This window comes from Verrucomicrobium spinosum DSM 4136 = JCM 18804, from assembly GCF_000172155.1.
Taxonomy (GTDB): Bacteria; Verrucomicrobiota; Verrucomicrobiia; order Verrucomicrobiales; family Verrucomicrobiaceae; genus Verrucomicrobium; species Verrucomicrobium spinosum.
The window spans coordinates 3145773-3171816 of sequence record NZ_ABIZ01000001.1 but is presented as its reverse complement, the minus strand read 5'-3'; the positions used below and the strand labels follow the sequence as shown (position 1 = coordinate 3171816).

General features: G+C 59.2%; 20 protein-coding genes. 10 read left to right on the top strand and 10 right to left on the bottom strand.

Annotated elements, in window-relative coordinates:
- The first annotated feature begins 1 nt into the window (after position 1).
- Positions 2 to 559, top strand: coding sequence for a hypothetical protein (locus VSP_RS12810; protein ID WP_009961061.1), 558 nt, complete (start codon positions 2 to 4; stop codon positions 557 to 559).
- Positions 560 to 644: 85 nt separating this feature from the next.
- Here VSP_RS12810 and VSP_RS12805 read toward each other — a convergent pair whose 3' ends face one another.
- The 4 genes from VSP_RS12805 to galE all read right to left on the bottom strand — a co-directional run bounded on the left by VSP_RS12805 (position 645) and on the right by galE (position 4607).
- Positions 645 to 1355: an SDR family NAD(P)-dependent oxidoreductase gene (locus VSP_RS12805; RefSeq protein ID WP_009961060.1), complete on the bottom strand. Its 711-nt coding sequence runs from the start codon at positions 1353 to 1355 to the stop codon at positions 645 to 647.
- A 325-nt stretch (positions 1356 to 1680) separates the two neighbouring features.
- Positions 1681 to 2421 carry an SDR family NAD(P)-dependent oxidoreductase gene (locus VSP_RS12795; RefSeq protein ID WP_009961058.1) on the bottom strand — a complete coding sequence of 247 codons (741 nt, stop codon included), beginning with the start codon at positions 2419 to 2421 and terminating at the stop codon, positions 1681 to 1683.
- A gap of 248 nt (positions 2422 to 2669) precedes the next feature.
- Positions 2670 to 3542 carry a hypothetical protein gene (locus VSP_RS12790; protein WP_009961056.1) on the bottom strand — a complete coding sequence of 291 codons (873 nt, stop codon included), beginning with the start codon at positions 3540 to 3542 and terminating at the stop codon, positions 2670 to 2672.
- A 48-nt stretch (positions 3543 to 3590) separates the two neighbouring features.
- Positions 3591 to 4607: a UDP-glucose 4-epimerase GalE gene (gene galE, locus VSP_RS12785; RefSeq protein WP_009961054.1), complete on the bottom strand. Its 1017-nt coding sequence runs from the start codon at positions 4605 to 4607 to the stop codon at positions 3591 to 3593.
- Between the two features lie 246 nt (positions 4608 to 4853).
- Here galE and VSP_RS12780 point away from each other — a divergent pair, with 246 nt between their 5' ends.
- Together VSP_RS12780 and VSP_RS39345 are read left to right on the top strand one after the other, a co-directional pair.
- On the top strand, positions 4854 to 6011 hold the full coding sequence (locus VSP_RS12780; protein ID WP_009961053.1) for a Gfo/Idh/MocA family protein: 1158 nt from the start codon (positions 4854 to 4856) through the stop codon (positions 6009 to 6011).
- 76 nt (positions 6012 to 6087) lie between these two features.
- Positions 6088 to 7005, top strand: coding sequence for a hypothetical protein (locus VSP_RS39345; RefSeq protein ID WP_157210864.1), 918 nt, complete (start codon positions 6088 to 6090; stop codon positions 7003 to 7005).
- A 7-nt stretch (positions 7006 to 7012) separates the two neighbouring features.
- Here the strand turns inward: VSP_RS39345 and VSP_RS12770 are convergent, their stop codons facing one another.
- Positions 7013 to 8872, bottom strand: coding sequence for a DUF1549 domain-containing protein (locus VSP_RS12770; protein ID WP_081452528.1), 1860 nt, complete (start codon positions 8870 to 8872; stop codon positions 7013 to 7015).
- Positions 8873 to 9008: 136 nt separating this feature from the next.
- Here VSP_RS12770 and VSP_RS12765 point away from each other — a divergent pair, with 136 nt between their 5' ends.
- Complete coding sequence (locus VSP_RS12765; protein ID WP_029190402.1) at positions 9009 to 9506, top strand: hypothetical protein; 498 nt, start codon at positions 9009 to 9011, stop codon at positions 9504 to 9506.
- A 10-nt stretch (positions 9507 to 9516) separates the two neighbouring features.
- Here the strand turns inward: VSP_RS12765 and asnB are convergent, their stop codons facing one another.
- The gene (asnB, locus tag VSP_RS35190) at positions 9517 to 11451 is read right to left on the bottom strand and encodes an asparagine synthase (glutamine-hydrolyzing) (RefSeq protein ID WP_009961048.1); all 1935 of its coding nucleotides are present in this window, start codon (positions 11449 to 11451) and stop codon (positions 9517 to 9519) included.
- Between the two features lie 196 nt (positions 11452 to 11647).
- Between asnB and VSP_RS35185 the strand changes: the two genes are divergently transcribed.
- The 6 genes from VSP_RS35185 (at position 11648) to VSP_RS12730 (ending at position 16496) form a co-directional block, all read left to right on the top strand.
- Entirely contained in the window at positions 11648 to 11995 is a 348-nt protein-coding gene (locus tag VSP_RS35185; protein ID WP_009961047.1) for an ElaB/YgaM/YqjD family protein, read from the top strand.
- Positions 11996 to 12068: 73 nt separating this feature from the next.
- Complete coding sequence (locus VSP_RS12750) at positions 12069 to 12479, top strand: phage holin family protein (RefSeq protein WP_157210863.1); 411 nt, start codon at positions 12069 to 12071, stop codon at positions 12477 to 12479.
- The gene (locus VSP_RS12745) at positions 12449 to 12850 is read left to right on the top strand and encodes a hypothetical protein (protein WP_009961045.1); all 402 of its coding nucleotides are present in this window, start codon (positions 12449 to 12451) and stop codon (positions 12848 to 12850) included. Before VSP_RS12750 ends, VSP_RS12745 begins: the two co-directional genes overlap by 31 nt.
- A complete protein-coding gene (locus VSP_RS12740; RefSeq protein WP_009961044.1) occupies positions 12847 to 13980 on the top strand; it encodes a type IV pilus twitching motility protein PilT in 1134 nt (377 codons plus the stop codon). The genes VSP_RS12745 and VSP_RS12740 overlap by 4 nt, the downstream gene beginning before the upstream one ends.
- Before the next feature lie 71 nt (positions 13981 to 14051).
- Positions 14052 to 15155 (top strand): type IV pilus twitching motility protein PilT, encoded by a 1104-nt coding sequence (locus VSP_RS12735; protein ID WP_009961042.1) that lies wholly within the window; start codon positions 14052 to 14054, stop codon positions 15153 to 15155.
- Between the two features lie 219 nt (positions 15156 to 15374).
- Complete coding sequence (locus VSP_RS12730; RefSeq protein ID WP_009961041.1) at positions 15375 to 16496, top strand: acyltransferase family protein; 1122 nt, start codon at positions 15375 to 15377, stop codon at positions 16494 to 16496.
- Positions 16497 to 16904: 408 nt separating this feature from the next.
- On the opposite strand, the gene VSP_RS12725 is transcribed toward VSP_RS12730, so the two are convergent.
- From VSP_RS12725 to VSP_RS12710, 4 genes are all read right to left on the bottom strand, one after another.
- Positions 16905 to 20333, bottom strand: a complete 3429-nt coding sequence (locus VSP_RS12725; protein WP_081452527.1) for a substrate-binding domain-containing protein — start codon at positions 20331 to 20333, stop codon at positions 16905 to 16907.
- Positions 20334 to 20384: 51 nt separating this feature from the next.
- Positions 20385 to 21641, bottom strand: coding sequence for a hypothetical protein (locus VSP_RS12720; RefSeq protein ID WP_009961039.1), 1257 nt, complete (start codon positions 21639 to 21641; stop codon positions 20385 to 20387).
- A gap of 791 nt (positions 21642 to 22432) precedes the next feature.
- Positions 22433 to 24670 (bottom strand): hypothetical protein, encoded by a 2238-nt coding sequence (locus VSP_RS12715; protein ID WP_198141376.1) that lies wholly within the window; start codon positions 24668 to 24670, stop codon positions 22433 to 22435.
- Positions 24645 to 25934, bottom strand: a complete 1290-nt coding sequence (locus VSP_RS12710) for a DUF3142 domain-containing protein (RefSeq protein ID WP_029190399.1) — start codon at positions 25932 to 25934, stop codon at positions 24645 to 24647. The genes VSP_RS12715 and VSP_RS12710 overlap by 26 nt, the downstream gene beginning before the upstream one ends.
- Between the last annotated feature and the right edge of the window lie 110 nt (positions 25935 to 26044).

The window sequence follows — 26044 nt, the reverse complement described above, 5'->3', positions numbered from 1 at the left end:
CATGAGGAAGATCTCTATCCTGACGGCTTTTCTCTTCTGCCTGACCTCAACGAGAGCGGAATCCCCATCGCAATTCACCAAGCGCTTTTTCCATTCTCTCTACAAATGGGAAATTCGCGGCGTCCCCGATGCCAGGGAAATCAACCTGCTCTCTCCTCTTCTGGGTGAGGAACTCATCCAGATTTTCAAGAAGGCAGAATCACAGAAGGCTCGTGAACAGGCGGGCATCAAACGCAAATACAAGAACGATCCCCATCCTAGGGTGCTGAAGAGCGCCTGGAGCAAGGAAGGCGACCTCTTTGCCTCGATTGCAGAAAGCTTCGACACCTTCGCGGTGGGCTTCCCAATCCTGAAAAGTGGAACCGTCAAGGTCCCTGTTCACTTGGAGTACCTTGTCTCAAAGCCTGCTTATCGATGGACCATCATCCTGGTTTTGGATCGGTCGGATCAAGATTGGGTCGTGTCCGATATCGTGAATCAAGATGGAGAATCCCTCAGGAAGTCATTGACTAAAGCAATCGCTGAAAACGAAGCCAGCCTTTCCACTCTGAATGAATAGCATTCAGCGGCTGGGAGTTATCTCCCTGCTTCCCGGCCTCCGTTGTGGAGCTGGCGGCATGGTCACTGCCTACATTGTCTCCAAGCTACTTCATCAGCAGTCGTAGAATCAGGGCAATCACGCCCCACCGGCGTGATACGTACTCCCTCCCCTTCTTCCTATCCACCGCCGAGACAATCTGCACGGCGGCCTTTTCCGGACTGGCCACCCAGAAGGGCTTCTCCGCCTTCATCATCGCTGTATCCACGAAACCGGGGAGAATGTCTGTGACATACACCGGCAGTTTCGCAGCTTTGGCCCGCATGCGCAGTCCATCCAGGTAGCGCGAGGCACAGGCCTTGGAAGCGTTGTACGCCGGTGCTTCAGGTGACCCCAACAGGGCAGCGATGGAAGTGATCCCAACGAGGTGTCCATGCCCCTGCCGCTCGAAGTAGCGATAGGCCGCTGCCGCCATGCCCGCAAAGCCCAGCGCATTCACCCGGAATGTCTCATCCTCCAGCGCCCAGTCCAGACCGGGATTGAGATGCCCGGTGCCCGCGCTCAAGTAGATCTGGTCCACGGCTTGCTGCTGATCGAGCAGTTCGGAGAAAGCTTCCGGCGCGTTTGCATCGCCCACATCCATCACTTTGAGGACCACCTCAACTGGCAACTCCTCTGCAATCTGCTCCAGCAATTCGCGCCGACGGGCCAGCAGAACCAGTCGGTAGCCGCGAGATGCCAACAAGCGTGCCAATGCGAGGCCAATGCCAGAAGAGGCACCTGCAATCACCGCCGTGCGCGGGGAGACTGAGTTCATGAGGCAAGTCAATTGGGGGTTGGGGAAACATCCAGCACTGCCGACTGATGCTCAAGCGGCTTTGTGCTGGACGAATCCTGGTCACGCAATCAATAGCGCCACGGACTACGATCCCGATCATGATCGTGATCGTGATGAGGGTCAGAGGGAATCACGCAGGATGGCAGCACAAGCGCGACGCCAGCGAGCAGCAGACAGAGTCTGATGGCTTTCAGATGATGCATGTTTTTTTGGGGGTTATTTGAAACCATGTGGATCATGCAGACGCCCCTGCAGGCCTCCCGAAGCAAAACCGCCTTTCAGGCGCATTGACCGATCAGCGCGACTACACCGCGCTCTGCGCCGCATTCTTCCAGCTCTCCAGCCATCGATACTGGGCAGGAGTCAAGGCAGATCCCCGGCGAAAGGCGGCACGAGCCTCCGTGAGGGCGCGGCAGGCTTCCGTGACAATATTGCCGACCGCCTCCCGCCGGGGATGGGGTGTTGGTTGTTGGGAGAAATTGAAAGGCTGCGCAACACGCCGGCCCCAGGATTCATTCCAGTCCAGTTCTGCCAACCCCACCGCGACGTTCAGCCCGCGAGGTGCAGACTTGACGAGATCCGCCATGCGTTCCCCCACACAACGGACGACTTCCCAGGCGGAACTCAAAGGCCCAGGAGGGCCGTGTTGCTGAATGATCACCTGAACCACAGCGCCAAACCCCTGATGACGGAACAACGGTACCAGCGCCAGGGTGGCGTTGAGCCCAGAGGCAATACCCGTCTGAAACACGGCCTGAATGCCCCGCGTAAAATCGCCGCGCTCCAGCAGATCCTCATCGATCTCCGGGATGTTGATGAGACAGTCGATCCGACCGAATGCTGACAAGCCCTTCGCCACCGCCTCCACCACCGTGGCATGGCGGGAAATGTCCAGCGTCACAGCCAGCATCCCCTCACGCCCCATCGGGACGCCGTCGCCATCTTTGCAGGCAGCGACGACGCCCCAGCCCTGGTTCAACAGTTCACCAACGACTTCGCGTCCAAGCTCGGACCCGGCACCGGTTACCAGGGCTATATTTTTCATGGAGGTTTGCGGGGTCTTTTTTCGGGGGTTGTTTGCCCCGAAGACTACCCCAGGCCAGGGCCGTCACCGCAAGAATGGGTGGAACGGCAACCCACCCGGCTGAACGGCCCCAGGACCCGGACGAATGGCCGCGCTCTGGAAAATCTGCTTTTTTGGGAGATACCATCAAGCCCACGTATGCGAGGACTGAGTGTTTACTCCGAAGGCGTCGTATCGGTCGGCTGATGTCCCATTCGCGCCAGCCTCGCTTACGTCGCCCCACCCTTCATCCACGCCCAAAGGGTGATCACAATATTCCGTGCATCCTCCCAGACATCCTGCCACCCCAAGGTGGGTGAGGCACTGATGAACAGCGCCCCAAGCAGCGCAATATTGGCCAGGAAAATCAGCATCATGGAGAAGAACTCCCCGTTGAGCTGCAGGTCACTCTGCTCAGTCCGCAGCACCTGAAGGGTAAAGGTGATGTGAAAACACCAAGTCAAACCGACCAGCCAGTAGAAGATCCAGATCCACTTAAACTCCATGGACCAGACAATGAGCGGGATCGTCACCGGCCGGTGCATGTCCACAAAGAGGCAGAAGAAGCCGTAGAGCGCAAATACCACCACCGTGTAAAAAGGCACCATGTACGGTGAAAGTGTGACCAGCGTATTGGACGCGTCTGTTTCCACGTACCCGCCAGACTCCTCCACGTGCATGCCATGCACCTCCCCCCCGCTCAGGCGCGCGGTGATGACGTGGGTCATCTCGTGGGCAAACACGTAAGCCACGGCCGGCTGCAGGTTCACCCAGCCAAGGCTCAACCAGAAGACACACCCGAACCCAAAGAACCAGAAGCCCTCAGACTTCCAGAAAGCCTTGTCCACCGCGGCGTTAAAGAGCAACTCCATGAAGATCACAGAGGCAAGCAGGCACACCGGCAACAGCAGCACCCCCATGACCGCCTTCCGTTTCCGCCAGGCGGGCAGTTCCTCTCCAGCGTCCTGCTCCACACTGATGATCGCCGATTTGCCCCGGGTCATCCCAGCCGCGTCTTGCAGTTCCTTGATGCGCTGCTTGGCCTCACTCTGCTCTTTGAGCAGTTTGCGGCGTTTGCGCTGGCTCTTGCTGACGGCGCTCATGGGAGACGGCATACCGGGCACACTCTCTTTGTTGCGATCTAAAATCTATTATTGCCCTCTGCTCCTATAACGTCCACCACGGGGTCCTGCGATCCATTTCCACGCGGATTCAATGTGTTGGCGAGGATCCTTGTACTCCGCCTCCCAGCCCAGCACCTCGAGTGCTTTGGCAGGATTGGCCACGAGTTCCGGCGGATCTCCTGCACGGCGGGGGCCGTACGACACTGGGATCGAACACCCCGTCACCGCTTCTGCCGTTGCCAAAATCTCCCGGACGCTGAACCCGCGCCCCGTGCCCAAGTTCACTGCGGTGGTTTCCCCGCCGTTTCGCAGGTGGTTCAATGCCAGGGCGTGGGCGCGTGCCAGATCGTTCACATGAATGTAGTCGCGAATGCAGGTGCCGTCCGGCGTCGCGTAGTCCGTCCCAAAGACGGTGATGTGCTCGATCTCCCCTTTGGCAGCCATGAGGATGCGCGGGATGAGGTGCGTCTCCGGGGTGTGATCCTCCCCGATCTCTCCTTCCAGGTCGCCGCCACTGGCATTGAAGTAGCGGAGGAATACACTCTGCAGTCCCCAGGCCACGCCGCAATCCAGCAGAACGCGCTCCAACATCAGTTTGCTTGCCCCGTAGGGATTCACCGGCACCTGAGGGTGATTCTCGTCCATGGGCATGTACTGGGGATTCCCGTAGGTCGCGCAGGTGGAGGAGAAAATGAACCGTCGGGTACCATGCTTTTTCATGGCCTCCAGCAAGGCCAGCGGAGCCGTCAAGTTGTTCTGGTAGTACTTCAGGGGTTGCTCCACCGACTCTCCGACGAAAGCATAGGCGGCAAAGTGCAATACCGCTTCGGGTTGGTGCTCGGCAAAGACCCGGTCCATCAACTCAGCATCCCCCAGATCCCCCTCCACCAGCGTCACGCGCTCCAGGTCAAGGGCCTCGCGGTGGCCGAAGACCATGTTGTCCACCACCACGACCTTTTCACCCTGTTTCAACAGATGCTTGACGGTATGAGAGCCAATATAGCCCGCGCCACCGGTAATGAGGAGAGTACCTGTTTTTTGCATTGAGCCCAACTCAGCACGCCCCCCACGCAAATGCAACGGTCACCTGCAACGGGATTGCAGGTGGAGCCAACCCTTGTTGCCAAAACTACCCGGGAGTCTAAAAATCTCAATATGAGGCACAAATGTCTCATTTTGTTGCACTTTCAGCCAATTATGGGCCCTCGCAGCCGGGGAATATGTTCGCTGCACCCCACGAAAGAGCAACTCTCCTTGACCCCCCGCCCTTTCCCTCTACCCTCGCCGCCCATGGATACTGTTAGACTCGGCATCGTTGGACTCGGAAACATGGGCAAGGCTCACCTTGCGAATATACGTGCAGGCAAAGTGGAGGGCCTGCGTGTCACCTGCCTTTGTGAAAGCGTCGGCACCCTGCCGAAGCTGCTGGAGGGTGAAAGCGCCTACACCGACGTCAATGCCATGATTCACAGTGGCAAAATTGACGCCATCCTCATCTGCACACCCCATTATTCCCACACCTCCATCGGCATCGAAGCCCTCAAAACAGGCCTTCACGTCCTGGTGGAAAAGCCCATCTCCGTGCACAAGGCGGACTGTGAACGGCTGATCGCCGCCCACACAGACAAGAAGAAGATCTTCGCCGCCATGTTCAACATGCGGACCAACGCCGTGTTCAAGAAGGTCAAGGACCTGATCGACAGCGGCGAACTGGGCGAAGTGCGCCGCGTTCACTGGGAAGTCACCAACTGGTTCCGCACGAACTACTACTACGCCACCGGCGGCTGGCGCGGCACCTGGAAGGGTGAAGGCGGCGGCGTGCTCATGAACCAGTGCCCCCACAATCTGGACCTCTTCCAGTGGCTCTTCGGCATGCCCCAGCGCGTCCGCGGCTTCTGCCAGTTCGGCCGGTTCCATGAAATCGAGGTGGAAGACGACGTCACCGCCGTCTTCCAGTACGACAACGGCACCACCGCCACCTTCGTCACCTCTACTGGCGAAGCTCCGGGACGCAACGTGCTCGAGATCTCTGCCGAGAAGGGCCGCCTGACCGTCAAAGACGGCACGCACATCCACTTCCAGCGCAACCGCCAGCCCATGAGCGAGTTTTGCATGACCGCAGAAGCCGCCTTCGCCATGCCGGAGAGCTGGCACATGGACATCCCTGTGGAAAACTCAGGTGGTCAGCACGTGGAAATCCTGCAGAACTTCACCAGCGCCATTCTCAAGGGGGAAAAACTGCTCTCCCCGGCCGAGGAAGGCATCCGCAGCGTAGAGTTGGCCAATGCCATCCTCCTTTCGACTTGGAAGGATGCCACCATCGAGCTGCCCATGGCTGCCAGCGACTACGAAGATATCCTCAAGGACAAGTCCGAAAACAGCACCTTCCAGAAGACAAAGGTCGTGGCCAAAGCCTCGTCCGACGACTTCGCGAAGAGCTTCCGCTAGGCAGAACGCCTGGCGCGTATCAGTGATGTGGGGGCGGTGACCGCAGAGCACGGTCGCCGCCCTTTTGCTTCTCCCCTTGTCTTCTTCAACTCCCACGCTGCTCATGCTCGAAGGTCTGGATCTCAAGACAATCGCTGTCTGCCATGTCAGCATGGTGGGGTTTGTCGCCCTGGTGCTGCTGTTTTGCCGGGTTCATCTCAAAACGTATGCCGGCTTTAACTACTGGCTGGCTGGCAATGTGGTGGCCATCTGTGGTTATATCGCCCTCTTGATCCGCCTGTCCGGCCACGAAGCGGTCAGCGTCCTGGTGGGGAATGCGCTCTTCGTTCTCACGGCAGTTCTTCGGCTGGAAGCCACCTCTCGATTTCTGCGAGGTGTCCCGGCCGGCCGTGCTTATTATCTCCTCATACCCATCGTCACCGGAATCCTGGCGTGGTTCTATTTCATAGAGCCCAGCATCAGCCTGCGGAACCTCGCGATGAGCCTGACCGTCGCGGGCATCTGTCTTAAGATGGCCTGGGAGTTTCTCCGGCATGCCGGTGCCCGGCGCCTGGTCCTGTATCGCGCTATTTCCTTCATGATGGCGGCGTTTGCCGCTGCCCTGCTCCTCCGGGCCGTCTTGTGGTGCAGGCATCCTGAGGCCGGCCTTTTCGAAGCGTCCAGCTTCCATGCCCCCTATGTGCTGGGGGCCATCCTCGGAGAGATGGGCATGGGCATGGCCTTTCTCCTCGCGAACAGCCAGCGGCTTGAGGAAGAACTGGCTGATTCCGAGGCCGAACTCACCGCACGACTTGCCGAAATCAAAGTCCTGCGCGGCATGTTGCCCATCTGCGCCTCTTGCAAGAGCATCCACGACGGGCACGGTCATTGGGAAAAGATCGAATCCTACGTCCAGCGACACACAGAAGCAGAATTCTCCCACAGCATCTGTCCTGATTGCGTGCGGAGGCTCTATCCCGACTATGCCCACGCCATGAATCAACCGGATGCGTGAGCCCGCCCTAATATTGGAATACGAACTCGCTCGTGTTGAGCAGTGACCACACCGTGTCACTCCACCCAGTTCCCAGGTTCTCCAGGCAGTAGTCCAAAGTCTTCATCTTCTCCACGCGCGTGGGCAGGCGACCCAACACAGCCAGGAATGCCTCCTCCACGGCAAGATCTCCAGGCTGCGTGTTCTTAAGCCGCTGCACCAGCGGACCCTCCTTGGCACTCGCCTGCTTTACCGTATCCCCCGTCATCAGCGTCTGCACCAGACGATGAGTGATCGTCCGCATCGAATCGTCCCCCCAGGCCCGATTTGCCCGCCCGAGCGCGCGGGAGGGATGCTCAACATCAGGCACTTGAGGCAGCTCGTGGCTCAGCAGGGCTTTGCCGACCGCCGCACCGTCCGTCTGCACCAGCACCAGGTTGTTCCAAATCGTCTCTGCGGGCAGTCGGCGGAAGGCCGGGGAAAAGGCATAGCCAGGCTCCCCCAACGCGACCACCTGCGCCTGACGTTGATAGGCCTGGGTGTGGCACAGAGCCCTCTCGAACTCCCGCAGGTCGTACTTCATCCGCACCAACTCCGCCGCCAACACCTGCGTAAAGCGCCTGTGGGGTTCGTTGGCAGAATCCCCGACAAATGTGCTAAAACGATTGCCGTATCCCATATAGCCGCCCGTCTCAGTCCGCGGTCCCGCCCCTTCACAGGATCGGGACTGATAAACCTCCACCGCTGTTTTCCCCGTGGCGAAGTCTTCCTTGATCCAGACATCCGCAGCCTGTGCAGGGAGCCCAAAAAGCTCCTGCCAGGTCCGCAACGCGGCCACTTCTGCAAAGCGGTCGCTCCCGATCACCCACTCCGCCAGCTCGACTGCCACCTCGCCATTTCTACCCGTTGCGGGCACAAAAGCTCTGGGAACCCCCATACCCTTGGGTGTCCAGACTGGCAGTCCCGGTTTCACCGCATCACCAGGTTTGCCATCGCGGTAAAGATAGTCCTTGGGGAGGAAGACCGGCACCCGCACCTTGGCGGGTTGAGTCGTCAGTTGCTCACCCGGCATCACGAGACGGTCTGGCTCCGCCAGCGCCCCATGAACCGGCCACAAGCGCTGCGGTTGCACCGCCCCCGGCACACCCTTGGTCACCTCCACGCCGGTGAGCGAGGCTGCCAGTTGGTAATATTGCATCTGGGTGGTATCCGCGAAGGGGTGATCATGACAGGTCGCGCACTGAATGTTCTCATCCAGAAACACCCTCACGATCTCCTGCATGGTCAGTTCCATGTGACCACCATCCGTCATCAGAAATCCTGCAGCCGGCACCCTGCCGACATCGCCTGACGAGGTCAGGAGGGCTCGGACCATTTTGTCATAGGGCATGTCGTTCGCCGCAGCCGCCCTCAGCCACTCCACATACGAGCGCATGGGATACCCCAAAACCACGTCCTTGACCCGGAGCATATCTGCCAGCCTGAGAAACCGCCGGGCTCCGGACATGGGATCCGTCAGCAACCTGTCCACCAACACCTGCCGCTTCTGCGGATGGGTGCTGACCAGAAAAGAGCGCACCGTCGCGGCATCTGGCAACCTGGCGTGCAGATCCAGGTATGCACGTCGGATGAATACCTCGTCGGAAACCTGAGGAGGCAGTTTCAGCGGCATGCGCTGCGCAGGTTCAACCTTTGCGTTTTGTTGCCGCCAGATGTCCCCCTCCATCTGCAGGATGGCCTGGTCAATCCGTCCAGCCACGGCTTCCGGCGTCATCGAGAACGAGCTGGATTGTGCCGCGGCCATGATCCCCGGCACGCTGGCGGGGAGACCTGCCGGGCCGGAGACAGCCACGAGCGCGACCAAGAGAGTCATCAATGAGGAGCGCATGGGGGCATTCGATGGAGCTACACAACTGCATCACCCAAACGAATGCGGTGCGAGTTGTATTAGGCGGCACCCGCCCTCTTCCGGAATTTTTCGATCATCCTGCTTGCTGCCGGCCCATCTGCCCGCATGCTATGCCATGAGCAGCTTGTGGTCCCACCTGACTCGCCTCATCCTCCTGCCGACGGCGATTGTGGTCATCCTTGCCACCCTGGTCCCGCCTCCGCTTCAGGCTGCCGAGCCACCGGCCATGGTGCTTGAGAACGGGGGGCTGAAACACACCTACCGGGTGGTTTTCCACCAGTTCGATGAGGCCAATGAGTTCGCCTCCGGAGCCGTGGAAATTTACAGCCAGGACGATGAGAACACTCCCGAGACCAAGCTCCCCTTCGCTGCTGTCCTGAAGAAGGATCCCAAAGGCAAAAACACCGAGCTCCTCGAAATCCGCGGCACCGGTCTGCTCACCTTCTTTCCGCCTGCCGACCGCAAAGAACCTTACCCGCCCCTGACTGCATGGAAACTCATCGGACGGAAGTCGGGCAAAGCCAGACTGAAAGCCACGCTGTGGCAGTTCGACGCCGACAAAAAAACCTGGGCGGCGGTAGAGTTCGAGTTCGAGGAAGTGCCACGCAGATAGACCGGCAGGCTCAGCGTCCAAACGAGAACGCCTTGTCCACGAACACCTGGTGCCAGAGCTCGAGGATCACCAGTGAGACCACCTGCTTGCAGAAGACAAACTCCCGGGTGCGGTTCATGTTCTCCACCAGCGCCCGGACTTTGGCCGGTTCGAAGTAACCACGGCGCTTCACCGCCGTCTCGTTCAGCGTCTCCGCCACCAGCTTGCGGAACTGCGGTTTATCCAGGAAATACTCGACGGGCAGGTAGAACGGGATCTTGGCACGCCGGGCGATGTGCGGCGGGAAGATCTTGTCCGCCAGCTTCCGCTCGATGTATTTGTCCGTGCCATTGTTGATCTTCATCTCCGCTGGCATGGTGAAGGCCAGCTCGATCAGGCGATGGTCCAGAAAGGGCAACCGGTACTCCAGACTGTGGGCCATGGTGTTCTTGTCCTGCCGGATCAGGGCCCAATCCTGAAGCCATTCGTCGTATTGGAGTTTCAGGAGACGATCCAGAAACGGCCCGCCCTTGTCCTTCTCCTTCTCTTTCGCCATCCAGGCATCAGTGGCCAGTCGTTTATAGCTCTCTGCGTACACGTCATGACGCTCATCATGGCTCCAGAGAGTGCGCAGGGCATTGAAGTTGTGGTTCAGATCCCGGCGCGTGTATCCGGCCAGAAACTCCACCACCCGCTTCTTCCCCTGGCTGCCCAGGTCGGCAGGAAACTTGAAGAATTTGTTTAGCAAGCTCGCTGGCGTCGCGGCAAAAAGGGGAGCCGCCAGACTGGTGACCCCCGGAATTTTGCGGCGCATCTTCTCCACCTTGGTAATCACCCCCTGGAACGAATAGCCCGCAAAGGCCTCGTCGGCTCCTTCTCCTCCCAAGACAACCTTCAGGTCTTTGCTTGCCCCTTGGGCCAGCTTGTAGAAGGCAATGAGCAAGGCATCGCCCACCGGGCGGTCCATGTGCCACACGATCTTGGGCAACAGGTCAAAGTCTTCCGGCTGGCAGATGATTTCGTGGTGCTTGGTGCCCAGAAACGCTGCGGTCTCGCGAGCGGCCGGGGTCTCATCCACGGGTGAATTGAAGCCCACCGAGTAGGTGTTGATGTTGGAGGAATGCTTCGTCATCGCCGCCACCGTAAGGGATGAATCCACTCCGGCGCTCAAGTAGGCACCCACCGGCACATCACTGCGCATGCAGAGTCGCACCGCATCATTGAAGACTTCTTCCAGCGCTTCAAAGTACTCACCCTCGCTTTTGTAGGTGGCGGTGCGGGCATCGAGGAGCGGGACCTCCCAGTACCGCTGGATCTCCAGAGAATGGTTTGCCAGCTTGTAGCGCAGGTAGTGACTGGTCGGCAGGATGTAAATGCCCTTGAACATCGTCTGAGGCTCCGGCACGTTCCGGAGTGTCAGGTAGGGATCGATGGCCTCAATGTTGGGCTCGGCACTGACATGCGTACTCTCCAGGAGGGACTTGACCTCGCTGCCAAAGAGGAAACGCCCATTGGCATGATGGTAATACAGCGGCTTCTGCCCGCAGCGATCCCTGGCAATGAGAAACTCCCGCCTCCGCACATCATACAGGCAGAAGGCGAACATGCCATTCATCCGGCGCAGGAGACCCTCGATCCCCCATTCCTCATACCCGTGCACAATGCACTCCGTGTCACTGTGGGTGCGAAAGGCGTGCCCCTTGGCAATGAGCTCCTGGCGCAGTTCGACGTAGTTGTAGGTCTCACCGTTGTAGCAGACAGCCACCGTCGAGTCCTCGTTGTACACCGGCTGCCAGCCCCCCTCCAGATCGATGATGGAAAGGCGCTGCATTCCCATGCTAAACGGCACGCCGTCCGGAGCTTCATACCGCCCCTGACCGTCTGGACCCCGGTGGTGAATGACCTTTCCCATCCGGTCTAGCAAATTTTCTTCTTTGAAACCGGCGAAACCGTAGATGCCACACATGTTGTTGCGAAGGAAAGGAGGGTGAAGAGGAAGCCGGAGTATGCCAGCCCTCCCGCACCGGGCAAATGGAAACAAGGGGCCAACTGTGCTGTCTGGCCCGTATCAAAGTAAAACAAGTTTTCCTCGCTTCACGGGCATCTTGTAGTTGAATCCCCCAACCCGACTTTTTACACTCAATCCTCCACCCTTTTTTACCATGAGTGACCTGCCAAACGACACCTTCGGCGCTGCACCTGGCAGCGATCCCTTCGCCGCTGCCAAGGCGAGCGCCCTGAAAGCTGCCGAGGAGTTGCGCGCAGCAGCTGCGGCCAAGGCAGAGGAGTTTCGCTCCGTGGCCGAGAACCAAGCCCAACATTTCAAGGACGCCGCAGGCGAAAAAGCAGCCGAGTTCAAGGACTACGCTGGCAAAGCATGGGATGGTGCCCGCACCCAAGCCAAGGATTTCACTGTCGAGGCAGAGAAATTCGCCCGTGAAAAGCCTCTCCAGGCCCTGCTGACCGCCTTCGGGGTGGGATTTGTGCTCGGAGCCATCTTTAAGCGCTAACTTCCACGTGTAGGCTTTGCAATTCCGGCGGATGGTCTGCCGGGTGGTTCTTTACGTCCCTCTCCTTTCCTACATGGACACGGCCCCGCCGGTATCCAAACCTTCCGCTTCCCCCCATTCTCAGGAGGGACTCTCCTCGTCTTTGGCCGCCTATCTGGAGGCCCGAAGCGTCTTGCTGACCATTGAAGCCCAGGAGGCAGTCCAGCAAGTGTTGCGCACTCTGGTCTTTGCCATCATTGGCGGCATCACCGCACTCACGGGCTGGGGACTCGTGGTGGCAGCCCTGATCGGCCTGCTCGTCGAACAATCCGGCTGGCCTTGGCTCAAAGCCGCGTTGGCCGTCGGCGGCGGAAACCTCCTCCTGGCCTTCATCTTCCTCCTGGCCATGTCCAAGCGCCTCTCCTCCATGCGCTGGTTTGCAGACACCCTCAACGAATTCAAGAAAGACCGCGCATGGCTGGCCCGACAGACAGGAAAGCGCTAAAAGCGCAGGTGATTCACTCTCTGGATCTCGCCCGAGCCTCCCTTGGGGGCGAGATCGCTCAAGTGCGGGAACAGTGGCATCCCCGACATCTGATTCAACAGAGCGTCGAGAAGCATCGGCTGGCTGTGATAATCAGTGCCGCCGTTGCAGGATTTATTGCCACTCGAATGATTTTTGGCTCCCGGCAGAATAGTCGTGACACTTCTGCAAAACCCGCTAGAAAACGCACCCTCGCCAGCTTCCTTTTGTCAAATATTTGGAATTTGGCGCGCGAACCGTTGTTCGGCCTCGCCGCACAACATTTGATGCCCATAGCTCTCCAATATTTGTCCCGTTTCCAGTCACCCCCGAAGCAAGAAACTTTCGAATGAGTCAAGACCAAGAAGAAGCCGTTGCCGTCGCCGTCGCCGTGGAAGAAGAAGCTCCCCGGGTGGCCACGCTTTCGTCCGTGGACGAGTACCTGCAGCTTGCCCAGCAGTACGACTGTTCCGATCTTCACCTCGCCACCGGCTCCCCGCCGATGTGGCGCCGATACGGCACCCTTCAGCCCATCTGGAACAACGCCTCACTCATCACTGCTGAGGAGGCCCAACGACTGGCTTACTCATTTCTTGGCGACGGTCACATCAAGACGTTGGAGAAGCGAGGAGACGTGGATTTCGCCTACTCTCCGAACTATGGCCGGTTTCGCTGCTCTGTCGTGCAGCAACGCCTGGGCATTGACATGGTTTTCCGCGTCATCAGCACGAGCATCCGGTCCATTGAGGATCTCGCCCTCCCGGAAACTTGCCGCACCCTCACCCGCTATCACAACGGGCTGGTCCTGGTGACCGGAGCTACCGGCTCCGGCAAATCCACCACCCTTGCCGCCCTCGTGGATGAGGTGAACAAGGAACGTGAGGACCACATTATCACCCTGGAAGACCCGATCGAGTTCGTATTCGCCGCCAAGGGATGCCACGTCAACCAGCGTGAGGTGGGTTCCCATACGCAAAGTTTCGCCGCCGCCCTTCGTGGTGCCCTCCGTGAAGATCCGGATGTGATCATGGTCGGTGAAATGCGTGACCTTGAGACCATTTCACTGGCTATCACCGCTGCAGAAACGGGTCACTTGGTGCTCGGAACCCTGCACACCGGCAACGCTCCACGTACCCTGGACCGTGTCTTGGACGTGTTCCCCTCCGACCAGCGCGATCAGATCCGCATCATGGTGAGCGAGTCTCTGCGTGGCATCATTTCGCAGCAACTGATCCCCCGGCAGGACGGCCAGGGGCGCATCATGGCCTTGGAAATCCTCGTAAATACCCCTGCTGTCGCGAACTGCATTCGTGAAGGAAAAACCTTCATGTTGCCCGGCATCATGCAGACCGGCAAGTCTGTGGGCATGGTCACGATGGATGACTCCCTGAAGACGTTGTACTCCCAAGGCTACATCTCCCGTGACGAGTGCTTCGGGCGCGCCGATGACAAGATGAGCATGAAGAAGTTCCTCGAAAGCTGAGTGAACGTGACCGGGGCGCACCACCGCCTGCTCCCACCACCCTCCTAACGACTCTTTTTTCTTTTTCCACCATGCCCATCATTGACGACTATTTCCGCCGCCTCATCGAGCTGGGCGGTTCGGACCTTCACCTCACTCAGGGCCAGCCGGCCAAGGTCCGCGTGCACGGCAGCATCAAGCCGATTACCGACGAGATTCTCACGGAAGAGTACATGGAAACCATGATGCGCGAGATCTGCGAGCCTCGCGCCTGGGAACGCTACCGGGAACGGGGCGACCTCGACTTCGCGTATGAGATGGACGAGGACTCCCGCTTCCGTTGCAACTACCTTCGCCAGATCAGCGGCTACGGTGCCGTCTTCCGTATTATTCCCACCAAGATCGCCTCGCTGGAGCAGCTCGGCATTCCTCCAGTGGTGAAGGAGTTTGGCCACATGCGCAGCGGTCTGGTGCTGGTCACCGGCCCCACGGGCTCCGGCAAGTCCACCACGCTGGCCGCGCTGATCGACTACATCAATTCCAACTTCAATCGTCACATCATCACGGTTGAGGAGCCGATCGAATTCGTACACCGGAACAAGAAGAGCATCATCACCCAGCGTGAAGTGCCCATTCAGACCCCCACCTTCTCTGACGGTCTCCGGGCCGCCCTCCGTGAAGACGCGGACATCGTGCTGGTGGGGGAAATGCGAGACTATGAAACCATCTCTCTCGCTCTGACAGCCGCAGAAACGGGCCTGCTCGTCTTTGGCACCCTGCACACCAACAATGCTCGCAAGACCTGCGACCGTATTGTGGACGTGTTCCCCGCTGACCAGCAGAGCCAGGTGCGCACCATGCTTGCCGCCTCCCTCCGCGGAGTGGTGGCCCAGCTGCTGGTGAAAAAGGCCGATGGCAAAGGTCGTGCCGCTGTGAACGAGATCATGGTCTCCACGCCAGCCGTGGGTGCCATCATCCGTGAAGGTGCCACCCAGAAGCTTTACGACGTCATCATCGGGGGCAAAGCTCAAGGCATGCAGTTCATGGACGAAGCCATCTGGGAAAAGCTCCGCGACGGCTACATCAGCCCTATGGAAGCCTACATGAAGGCCATCGACAAAAACCGTTTCAAAGCCTTCCTGCCTCCGGACGAAGCTGCCGTGGCCGTGGCTTCGGGCGCTGAGGCCAACAAGTAAGCCGGACCGATTCAGTCGGATCCCGCAGCTTTGATTTACAGACACCCCTGACTGGCAAGGTCAGGGGTGTCTTCTTTTTTGCTCTGCAACAAGGATACCTGAAAGACAAAACAAACCCGGGTGAGACGGTTCGCAGACTTGACCTGGGCCCCTTTCGCTGTCAGGAACAACGTGGGGACAGGCGGACACCTGCTTCAGCCCTGCTTTTTCGCATTTGTCATGGGCGCCCTTCGTCTTTTTCTGGCTTGTGTGGTCATCGTTGCACACACCAGTGCAGGTGGCCTTCTCCCCTGTATCGGCGGCAAACATGCCGTCCGGATTTTCTTCATCATCTCGGGCTTCTACATGGCCATGATCCTCTCGGAAAAATATCACGAGGGAGATCGGAGGAAATGGCTGTTTTATTCAAACCGCGCACTGAGAATCTTCCCGCCGTTCTGGATTGTCCTGGCATTGGAGATCATCGTGACGCTGGCCTTCTTGTCCATGGGGAGGTCCCCAGTGGAATCCGCATGGCTCCCGGCGTTTCAGTTCCTCGTGGAGCATGGGAAATGGGGCGTGGTAAGCGCCTACATTGTGAGCCAGATCTCATCCATTGGAGTGGATCTTGCGTTCTTGTTCACCATCACCAAGGACGCGACGTTTCAGTTCTACCATGGCTCTCCCGGTCCGGGAGAATTCCGCGGATGGAAGCCCTTCCCCATGGGGCAGATGTGGACCATCTCATGCGAACTGCTGTTTTATGCGCTGGCACCGTTCCTCAACCGCCTCCGATCACACTGGCTTGTCGGTCTCTGCCTGTTGGTCATGGGGTTTGCCTTCTCCAGCTATCACTGGCTCCCTGCGAACGTTTCGACCGTTGCGGCAGACTTCCTGGGCTTTATGCAGATGGGCTACTTCCTGGGTGGGATGGTTGCTTATCACGTCCTCCGTCCCCGCATGGAGATCTTACCCCGGTGGCCCCAGTTCGCCCTCGCCCTGGCTCTGGTACTGCTGATACTGGACTTTAAACCTGCCACCTCCATCAGTTCAACAGGTTCGGAAATGATGCTCTACCTCCTGACCATCGCGACGCTGCCTCTAATGTTCTCACAAACCCGTAAACTGGGCTGGGATCGATGGCTGGGGAATCTCTCCTATCCAGTGTACCTCGTCCATGTCAGCGTCATCAGGATTGGGGATCAACTGGGATTAAAGAATGCGCTCGGCACCACAACGCAAGGGCATCTGCTGTTCACCGGAATCTGTATGGTGGTTTCCATCCTCCTCGCAGCCGCACTGGCCTCATTGATCGAAAACAGGTTGGATACCTGGCGGCAACGGAGAGTCCAGCATTGCTGACATTACAAGGCAGAGCTCTCGACGGCGGAGCATCTACTACCCACAGGAGCAGGTCCAGCGGCGATTTTAAGGTCTCCTTGGGGGAAAGAAGATCACTGAGAACGCGACCCAGCAACTCAGTGCCTATGTTGCAATTCCGTCGGGTTAAGGACCTCCAACCTGCCAATGCACCTGATCGCAAGCTACAAGCCTGGCTCATTAGCCTCGGAAAACCATTCGACATCTCCCCATCGCCACAAGCATCTTCAGCACTGCCGCACCGCATCGTGGATGAACCTGCTCAGACGGCTCCTGACACCATTGGTGATGGAGAGCACGCCTCCATCTGGCCGAGAGCGGCTGCGACTATCGGTTCGAGCTCTTACCCTCCCCCCTCCCCCGTCACCCGTCTCGAAGAAGGAAAAAGGTTCAAAGATTAGGCACTAGCCGGATCTCCACCCTGCGGTTCTTATACCTCCCCGCCTCAACACTGTTGTCATCAACAGGCAGGGACTCACCAAACCATTTGATGGACAGCTTGCTGCGATCCACGCCCATGGATTCAATGAACGTCGCGACTGTGCGAGCACGCCGCTCCGAGAGACGCATGTTGGAAGCCTCCGTGCCGATAGAGTCTGCGTGCCCCTCCAAGACAAACCGGTACTGTATCAGAAGATCACTGCGACGCTTCCTGTCTATCCTTTTCTCTTCGTCATCCAACGTAGGGGCACCGATGAAGAAGCGGTTGAGCTGCTGGACGGAGGGAGCATTGAGATTGCCGTCATTGGAATCGAACCGCAGGGTGAGCCAGGTGGATTGCTCGTTCCGCTTACCCGTGTCATCAGGATCTGGTGACTGAGGCACCTGGCGCTCCGGCTGGATGAAGAAGCCAACATCCTCTGCGATACGCTGCCCGGTGGGAGACATGGTGAAGATGATGAACTCTTTGGCGACACGTTGGCGCTCTGCATCTGCGCTGCCGCCGCTAGCGCGACTGGGGAGACGGTAGAAGTAGAGGGGGCGGGTCAGGGCGTACTTTTGTGAAGGCACAGTGAGCTCGGTAGGGAGCAATGCGGGGGTGTCTGCCGCGGCCTTTACAGGTATTTTCTTGAGGTTCTTGGCGTCTGCCTTACCAACGAAGCCGATGCCGTTGACATCTTGTCCGACGGCCATGGCCAGCTTGGAGCCGCTTTCAAAACGATTGTTCGCCGGGTTGGCTAGTCGGCCATCCGGAAAGACGCTTTTGCGGAAAAACTGGTAAGTGCCAGATTTGTCATCCCGGCTGTAGGTGACGATGGAGGCACCCCGGCGACCGCCCGGGACGTCGCCCCAATCCGTGGTGGTGCCGGTGAAGATGCCACGCAGGTCGCCCACGGTAAGCTCCCGCACGGGGTTGTCCGGATGAGTGACGATCTGGATGCCATCCCACGCGATGATGATCTGGTTGCCCTCGACGGGGCTCTCCATGCCTTCTGTGGTTATTTCCTTAAAAAGGGCTGCGTCCACAAAGTCCCCGGCGGCGGCGGGGCGGGAGGCCATGCCGATGTCACAATGGCCAGCGGCGAGACCGGAGAAGGCGGTGCTGGAGCCGTGGGGCTGGATCTCGATGACCTCCAGCACGCCGTCTCCGTCCACATCCGCAGAGACCTGCCAATCGGTGGCCACCCCTTCGGATGTCTCACGTTTCCCTGCCTCCCGGACTTGGGGCTGGGTGTTGGCGGAGAGAGTGCGCTTCAGGTAGCCTTTGGCCAGCTCAACGGCATATTTTGCGCCTATGGTATTGGAGCCGTGAAGGCGGAGGATGATACGACTGGGGGCAGCGTTGGCGACGAGGGTGAGGTTGTGCTCCCGCCCCCGTAGGGTGCCGAGGGTGGCGAAGACTTTGATCACATGGGTTTCCTGGGCAAGAAGACGCCCGCTGAGGATGCCGCGCTGGGCGTCGAGCACAACCCCTGGAGGAAGTTCGAGTGCGGCAAACTGGACGCCTTGCTGGTCGGCTTTGAGCTGGATGGTGAAGAGCTCTCCCGGCCGAAAGCCGAAGCTGGAGGGCTCAGTGATGACGGGGGGCTGACGTTCTGGCAACTCATCAGGGGACCCGGCTACAGCGAGGAACCCGGCCCGAGTGGAGATGACTTCCTGCCCCTCATCTGACAGGGCAAATTTGACGAAGTCTCTGGCGACGGGGTTGCTAGTGTGCTCCGGGAGATAGTAATACAGGGGACGAGACAGCGGGTAGGACTTGGCGATCACAGCATCCCGACTGGGGACCACGGGGGAGCCCCCCGCATTCTTGCTGAGGGCAAGGCGTCTGGCCCCGGTGGCGGAGTAGGCGATGCCTGAGAAGCCGATGCCGTTGGGATCAGCACCCACGGCCTTGACCAACTCCTTGCTGTCGGCGTATTGCTCAGCCTGCTTGGCCATGTGCTCCTTTCCGCCGAGCACCACGCTGGCGAAAAAGTCGAAGGTACCGGAGTTGTTGTCCCGGCGGTAGAGCTTGATGGGACCGCGCTTCCCGTGGCCGCCCGGGGTGGCATCTTCCCTGCCAAGTGGGACTTGGGACCAGTCGGTAACCTCTCCTTTGAAGATCCTTTTCAGGGTGTCGAGGTCCATGTCCTCGATTGGGTTTTTGTCGTTCACAAAGACAGCCACCCCGTCGAGGGCGACGCGGTGCTCGGCCCCTTCGGTGCGCAGCGGGCCGAAGGTGTCCATTTTGCCAAGGCCAGCAGAGGCGAGGGCTTCCACGACCTCAGTTTTGATTTTGCTGGAGGACTGGCCGATGTCGGCATGACCACCACGCAGGCCGACCTGCTTCACGTCGGGTGCTTCGTCGAATGCGGTCTTGGAGCCGTGGGACTTGATCTCCACCGCGGGCGGTTGGGAGGTGCCGTTGGCCGCGATGAGGAGGGTGCCAAGGATTTCGTCATGGGTGGCCCCATCCGCACCGGTGTGAGCTTTGCGCTCGGTCACGTAGCTTTGTACGGCGGCTCCGGGATAGGCCCTCTGGAGGAATGCCCGAGCGAGCTCCGGAGTCAGCTTGGCCCCGAGAGTATTGGACCCATGGATGCGCAGGACGGTGGAGTGAGGGGGAAGGTTGGCCTGAGGCGCGGGGCCAGGAGGCCCCCCTCCCGGGTGCAAGTCTGCCTTTGCCTGCGCCAAGAGCGCGGCATCCCCTCTGTCTGGCTGCCAGACAACGATCGCGTTGTACTTTGCGGTGAAGACTCTGGTGGGATCTGCGGCAAGGTCTTTTTCTGCGTTCTTACCGATGAAGGACGCAAGCTCATGCCGCAAGGAGACCATGTCGTTAAAGACGAGCCCATCTTTCCCGGCAATCTTCACTGGCACTTTGTTCTGCTTGGCGGCGAGGTGGTAAACGAGCAAGGTGGAGACCTCGCCAGCGCTGGCGAGCGCGGCCACGCGGGCTTCCACCGCATTGTCAAAACTGACGGACTCCCACACTCCAGCAAACCCTGGTCCGACGGCGACGGACTCTAGCTTCTCCAGCACCGCCAGCCGCCTGTCCACTGCTGTCCAGCGAAACCTGTTCCATGGTTTCTGCACTTCGGGGAAGGCGAATGTCTGGGGCGCAGGTGCCTCCAGCCGCTCCAGCAAAGCCACAGGCACAGCGACCGGTTTACTACTCCTGCCAGGGACGACGATCTCCAATGGCGCCAGCAAGGCACGCAGCGCCTCTGGAAAGGTTGCATCCGCCGTTTTTTCCAAAGGCCCTGCAAGAATGCACAACGTCGTATTTTCGAGCACCTTGTCTTTGGGGTCGGCCAACAGCGAGGGGCTGAGCATACTGCTGCACAGCGTCACGATTGCCGCCGCCGGCCGGAAGTGAGACAATAATGTTTTCATTGAAAACTAATAAAAGTGGCGTGCAATGCAGTCTCTCTTGATAGAGGAGAGTCAATGAGGACCGTCAATGTCTTCCGCCCCGATCAGATTCATCTGCATCTTGTGCCCGTAGAGGGCGACGACGGCTTTGGCGAAGTCCGTAGGTTGCATATTCACCCATGCCTGAAGCTGTTCATCAGTGAGCACGCCGTAGCGGGTGAGCACATAGCTGCCCGGAACGGCGTTCCCCAACTGATCCCCATGTATTTCGATCGTGTGCGGGGCAATGGCACGTTGTTCACCTGCGTTGAGGCTGGTCTTGAGACCGCTTTTAATGGCATTGCTCCCTGGCGTTGCTGCCGATGCCAACCGCGAGTAAACGGGGTCGTTGCTATCCTGCAGCTCCTTGGCAAAACGCTCCAGATTCACCTGCTGGGAATAGGGGGTGCAGATAAACCGGGGGTCACGGGGGTCTTTGTCTCTCTCCTTGCGGTCGCGCTTCAAGGCCCCCACAAGAGACATGGCAGCGATGGCCCAGCCTGTGTGCCGGATGTGGATGTACGCAACACCGCCATAGAGCATTGCAAAGATGGCAAAGATTGCGGTGCGGTACTCAGAGTGCTTCAAGATGGAGGCAAAGGATGAGTCCGCCGCGAAGGGGTCCAAGACATTTTTGGGAGAGAAGATGGTCGCCAATTCATCTACGTTTCCCGCCATGAAGAACATCTTCAACACGGCAAGACCGATGATGAGGAGGCTGCAAAGAAAGGAGAGCCATTTCTGCCAAACGGTGGCCTCCTCCTTGCCCTTGAGCACGGCGTGGAAGTCGCCATAGAACTTCTCATCCCGCCGGGCACCAGCGCGCAGATCGGGGATGACGAGGAGTTTCTGGTTTTCCCTGAGGCATTTCACCGGCTTCACGGGGTAGTGGTGGAAAAAGGCCAGGAGCACGTCGGCGCCGACGAAAAAACAAAACGGGATCAAGCCTGCCAACAAGGGAAGGTCGAACACGCTTACCACGATCAAACTCAACAAGATGGCGGTGACCAGCTCGACGATGATGGCGACGCGGAACAACCCTTTGTCCGCCCCGTACGGTTGTTGAAACAACCCGGGCATGCTCACGCCACCGAGGGAAAACGAGTCTTTCCTTGTGGACAGGTAACGCCGCAGTGCGTCCTGCGAGGGCTGGAAATTGTAAGCTGCCCCAGGCTGATAGGCGTCGGGACGCGCCACCAGGTCTGCCTGATTCACATTTGCAGGGGAAGGCACCTGCTCGGCTGCGCCCGCAGACAGGTCTGCTGAAGACTTTGATACTGAACCACTCATTGAGATAATAGGCGTATCTTGCATCACTGGAGCCCAGACTTGCGTCAGACAAAGCCACGAAACCCCACATTGGACCTATATTTTTTCCCAAGCAATTACACAACCATGTTAATGAAACAAAATTGTTTCACACCCATCCACACATCTCAGCTTCACTTGTAATTTTATTTCCCCATCGCAAAACTTTTTTCTCCATCAAAAGCTCACCACCCTAAACGTCACGATGCGCCGCCCTTTCTCACGACGGGGCAACTGCCCATAGCCCACGGATCCAGCAATGGGAACCTGGTCGCACCAGCTCCCTGGCAACACCCTGGGTCCAAAGAAGAGATTCACGAGTTCCACTACTCCCTCAACATGGAATGCGTGGCGCGCCATCATCGTGTGAGCATTCACAAGTCCTCGACCCTGCTTGAGCTCCCTGAATATGCCTGACCGACGAGACAATCATCAATGACACTGGCACCGGAAAAATAGACAATCTGCTTCATCCCCGGCCCAAGTGCCACCCCAGCTCTGTGACACCATACCAAGCAGCAAATACGAAGAACCCGCCATGAATGGACGCCACGGGTCCACCATGGCGAAGCGAGGGCTGCCCGTGGTTCTCGTCCATTCACGTGCTTGCACGGAGCGGCAGGCCCATCGAGTTGCCAGCCCCCAGACAACAATCCCGCGACGCATCCCATCCGTCATTTGGACCCAGTCGGCCTACCGCTCCGCTCGGCCGAGCCATGGCTACGCATGGCGCCCCCCGGGTTCATGACATAACTCTCAAACTGACACACCGGCTACTGCGGCACCGGATCCACCACCTCCTCCTCCTTGCTCCAGGGCCCTTCCATTTCCACGAACCAGTGCTTCTTGCCAGCCTCTTTGCCGATCTCGGTCTTGTAGCACCGCCGTTCGATGGCCTGGATGAAACGATCCGCCTCCTTGGGATAGCGCCCCTTGAGCCACCCTCCCGCCGTGTTCAGCACATCGGCGGTAATTTCTGACTGGTCGGGCAGCAAACCTGCCGCCTTCCAGGCCAGGCCTGCTGCCACGTGGCGGTAGTGATAGCGCTTTTCAGGATTGAGCTTTGTACTCGTCAGACGCTTCTTCTCATCCGAACTGACCGGCACGACCAGCCCCGCTGGCCCGGGCTTGAAGTCTTGCTCCTCTTCTTCATCCGAGTAACCCATCTTCTGCTTCTGCCCGGTGAGCCGTTCCATCGCCGTGTTGGGTGAGATGAAGTCCCCATTCGTAGAGCTGGAATCAGGGCCGCCTTCCGTCCCCATCAGTTCCATGCCATGATAACGGGCCACCCACGCGGCCGTGAACAAGGCACGGGCTCGCTCCTGCTTGGCGGCCTTCTCATCGGCCGCCACCTTCAAGGCTGCCACATAGCGGTCATGATTGGGCCATTGATTCTCTGGAAGATAGGACCTGGCCTCGGCATAGCGATCTTCCCGCATCAGACGCCGCCCCAGCAGCGAACGGATTCGGGTGGCTTCATCATGCCGCTTCGCTTCCTCCTCCGTGTAGTTGTCAGGGTCCTTAGGCTTGGGCACTTCAGGAAAATGTTCAGCCACATAGGCGAGCAATTCCATGGTCGTCAGCACCCGCTCTGCGACGTAGGCGGCATCATCCCACATATTCACCGTTAGGAAGGCATCGAGCGCGGCCAGGTAATCTCCACGCGTGAGTTGGATCATCCCCAGATCACAGGCCGCACTCCGGCTCGGCGGCATGGGGTAGGCATCATCACCAAGCGTATTCTCCAAGCACTCATTCTCAGGCAGATCGCGCACCACCTCCGCCATCAAGGTCGCCGCCAACTTCAGATCCCCAGCACGCCGGGCGAGTTTGGCCTTCAGCCAACGGGCGGCGGCACCGGTGCCATCGGAGAGCTTCAACCAGCGACCGGCATCTTCATACTTGCCCATGCTGTATGCGACCCAACCCAGGTACTCAGCATCAGGGGTGGATTTCACACCGGTCTTGGCGATGGCCGCCAACCACCGGGCCTGCCGTGATGCGTCAGGCCTGGACACCCCGCTGTCATTGTCCCACGTGGAGCCAACGCCAACCGCAAGGACGTGGGCGGTCACCAGACGGCGCAGCAGCGGATCCGCAGCCGCCTTCACCAATGCGGCCTCTGTCGAGTCCACTGCATAAGCGGTACCCACCACAGGGGACACCGTCACCGGATCATCGGCTGAATACGGAGAAGAATCGCGATCCGGCACCAGATACTTCAGCGAGACCACCGCGGACAAGTCGCCAAGTGACAACTGGGTCAGATATAGCCGCGCAGATTGCGCCGCATGGCCGGATTCCATCTCCGCCAGGGCTTCCCACCCATAACTCTCTGCCGCCAGTCCCAGACCGTCGGTAAAGCCCTCCTTGGCCAGCTTGCGAGTTTCTCGAAACCACTTCACCGCCTCGTCGTACTTCTTCTCACCAAGCGCCAGCTTCCCCAGCATGTAAGCCGCCCAGGTGGAGCGGTACTTGCGCTCTTCCGCCGGACGCTGGAGCAACGTCTCCCACACCGCCTTGGCCTTCGCTTGGTCACTGTCCATGGCAAGAGCTCCCGCGTGGTAATCGGAGAATTCACCCGGCACTTCCTCCGCTGCAGCCGCTTCAGCATCCTCTTTGGCAATGCCGCTCAGCTTTTGCCTGGCATACCGGTGGGCTCGCAGTGCTTTGGCCTGGTCTGCGGTCTTCACCACGCCTGCTTTGAGCGCCGACTCGAACTCCTCGATGTCCACCCTGGCTGTAAACGCCTGCCGATAGCCTTCGAAGGCCTCCTGATCCGTGGAATCTTCTGGATAGGGCGCAGGGATGCGCTCCTCAGGTGCTGTCTGCTCTGCCGCCAGTCGCTTGACTTCCAACTCCCAGAAGAACTCAGGAGCCGCCACGAGAGGCACCCCACGTTCCCCGATCCAGGAACGGGGCATCCACATCCCCGTGGCAAAGACTTGTGCCGAGGCACCTGCAATACCAACCAACAGCCCAACTCTAGCGAACAGGGACAACTTCAACATGGAATGGAGCGCCGGGTTCCAGGCGCAACCAGCCGATAGCACACTCCGCCTCAGGCGGCAATCGTCTCCCGTTCCCACTAGCACGGAAAAACACGACCGATTTTTTCCCCCGCCGAACCTCCCACCCTGGAAGAGATTCGGCGATTGGGACAGACTCAGCGTCCCAATGGATCTCAACACAGCACAGGGGCGCCTCATCCACCTCGCCTGTGTTGCGCAATACGAAGTCAGCCGGGTTTGGGGCGACATCCCCTGCGACACCGGCTCCCTCCACCCTCACCGTCCATGCCTGGGTCGGGGTTCGCCCCTCCATGACCGCCCGCAGGGTCGGCCAACGCCAGTTGTTCTTGTCCGTGGCCACGGGAAGCCGATACCACAGGATGCCCTCGGCGTGAGCTGGTCTCCTCACCTGCCACTCCTTCACCATGACCGCCATGGCCGCAGCATCCAGTCCATACTCCTTCACGCGGGTGTCCGCTGGCCACGATGGGCTCACGGAATCTGAAGCAACCCCCACCAGCTTGCCCTCCGGACTGTAGCCGACATAAGATCGATAAGTGGGAAGCGCGATTTCAAACGGAAGGCCAATCCCGGAAGCCTGCACCACCCAGCGCTTCGCCAGCACAGGATCACAGATCTGGGTCCTATCATCCCCCAGTGGAGACACCACTGAATGGACCTGGAGCACATAGCGCTTTGCCTCACGCGCCAGGGATGGAAAGGCCGGTTCGGAAAGCCAGGATGGCAGAGCCGTAATCACCAGCGGAACGGAGCCGGTGCTATGCCGCAGCGCCTTCACCCATTCGGCATAACCGGTCAGCTTTTTCTGGGCGCAGTCGAAATCGAGCTGAAATTCCTGAATCTCCATCCCTGCGGACCTCGCCTCCACGAGAAGCTCCTCCACCACTCGCTTCAGGCTGACCACCACACTCCCCTCCCCACTGAAAGGGCCAGCATAGGGAGCCACTCTCAACGCCAGGCTGACGGGTTTCCCAAACGTCCGCAGCGCTTCCCAGTCGATCTGGGGCCGGATCGGCACAGGCAATCCATTGCGCCATTCCACCTCCGCCCCCAGCACCACACAACCGTCCAGCGCCCCCCTTCCCTCCTGAAGGGACCTTGCCACTGGAGCATTCCAGTCACGCTGCCACACATAGGCCCGCTGCGGCAGATCACGAATCGCCCTGGATTCATTCCGACAGCCCGCCAACACGACCAGACTGGCGATTCCCGCGAACATGGTGAGTGCGGCCAGTGATTTCATGCCGTGGGCGGCACCCCCCACTCCACCGTCTTTGGGAGAAACGTGCGGAAGAACCTGAGACTCTGGGGATGCTGGGATTCGTCCATATTCAGCTCTGCTTTATGGGACCG

Bases quoted from the DNA above. Each gene is read 5' to 3' on its own strand.
- VSP_RS12810 (WP_009961061.1), top strand. From the start codon at position 2: ATGAGGAAGATCTCTATCCTGACGGCTTTTCTCTTCTGCCTGACCTCA.
- VSP_RS12805 (WP_009961060.1), bottom strand. From the start codon at position 1,355: ATGAACTCAGTCTCCCCGCGCACGGCGGTGATTGCAGGTGCCTCTTCT.
- VSP_RS12795 (WP_009961058.1), bottom strand. From the start codon at position 2,421: ATGAAAAATATAGCCCTGGTAACCGGTGCCGGGTCCGAGCTTGGACGC.
- VSP_RS12790 (WP_009961056.1), bottom strand. From the start codon at position 3,542: ATGAGCGCCGTCAGCAAGAGCCAGCGCAAACGCCGCAAACTGCTCAAA.
- galE (WP_009961054.1), bottom strand. From the start codon at position 4,607: ATGCAAAAAACAGGTACTCTCCTCATTACCGGTGGCGCGGGCTATATT.
- VSP_RS12780 (WP_009961053.1), top strand. From the start codon at position 4,854: ATGGATACTGTTAGACTCGGCATCGTTGGACTCGGAAACATGGGCAAG.
- VSP_RS12770 (WP_081452528.1), bottom strand. From the start codon at position 8,872: ATGCGCTCCTCATTGATGACTCTCTTGGTCGCGCTCGTGGCTGTCTCC.
- VSP_RS12765 (WP_029190402.1), top strand. From the start codon at position 9,009: ATGAGCAGCTTGTGGTCCCACCTGACTCGCCTCATCCTCCTGCCGACG.
- asnB (WP_009961048.1), bottom strand. From the start codon at position 11,451: ATGTGTGGCATCTACGGTTTCGCCGGTTTCAAAGAAGAAAATTTGCTA.
- VSP_RS35185 (WP_009961047.1), top strand. From the start codon at position 11,648: ATGAGTGACCTGCCAAACGACACCTTCGGCGCTGCACCTGGCAGCGAT.
- VSP_RS12750 (WP_157210863.1), top strand. From the start codon at position 12,069: ATGGACACGGCCCCGCCGGTATCCAAACCTTCCGCTTCCCCCCATTCT.
- VSP_RS12745 (WP_009961045.1), top strand. From the start codon at position 12,449: ATGGCTGGCCCGACAGACAGGAAAGCGCTAAAAGCGCAGGTGATTCAC.
- VSP_RS12740 (WP_009961044.1), top strand. From the start codon at position 12,847: ATGAGTCAAGACCAAGAAGAAGCCGTTGCCGTCGCCGTCGCCGTGGAA.
- VSP_RS12735 (WP_009961042.1), top strand. From the start codon at position 14,052: ATGCCCATCATTGACGACTATTTCCGCCGCCTCATCGAGCTGGGCGGT.
- VSP_RS12730 (WP_009961041.1), top strand. From the start codon at position 15,375: ATGGGCGCCCTTCGTCTTTTTCTGGCTTGTGTGGTCATCGTTGCACAC.
- VSP_RS12725 (WP_081452527.1), bottom strand. From the start codon at position 20,333: ATGAAAACATTATTGTCTCACTTCCGGCCGGCGGCGGCAATCGTGACG.
- VSP_RS12720 (WP_009961039.1), bottom strand. From the start codon at position 21,641: ATGAGTGGTTCAGTATCAAAGTCTTCAGCAGACCTGTCTGCGGGCGCA.
- VSP_RS12715 (WP_198141376.1), bottom strand. From the start codon at position 24,670: ATGTTGAAGTTGTCCCTGTTCGCTAGAGTTGGGCTGTTGGTTGGTATT.
- VSP_RS12710 (WP_029190399.1), bottom strand. From the start codon at position 25,934: ATGAAATCACTGGCCGCACTCACCATGTTCGCGGGAATCGCCAGTCTG.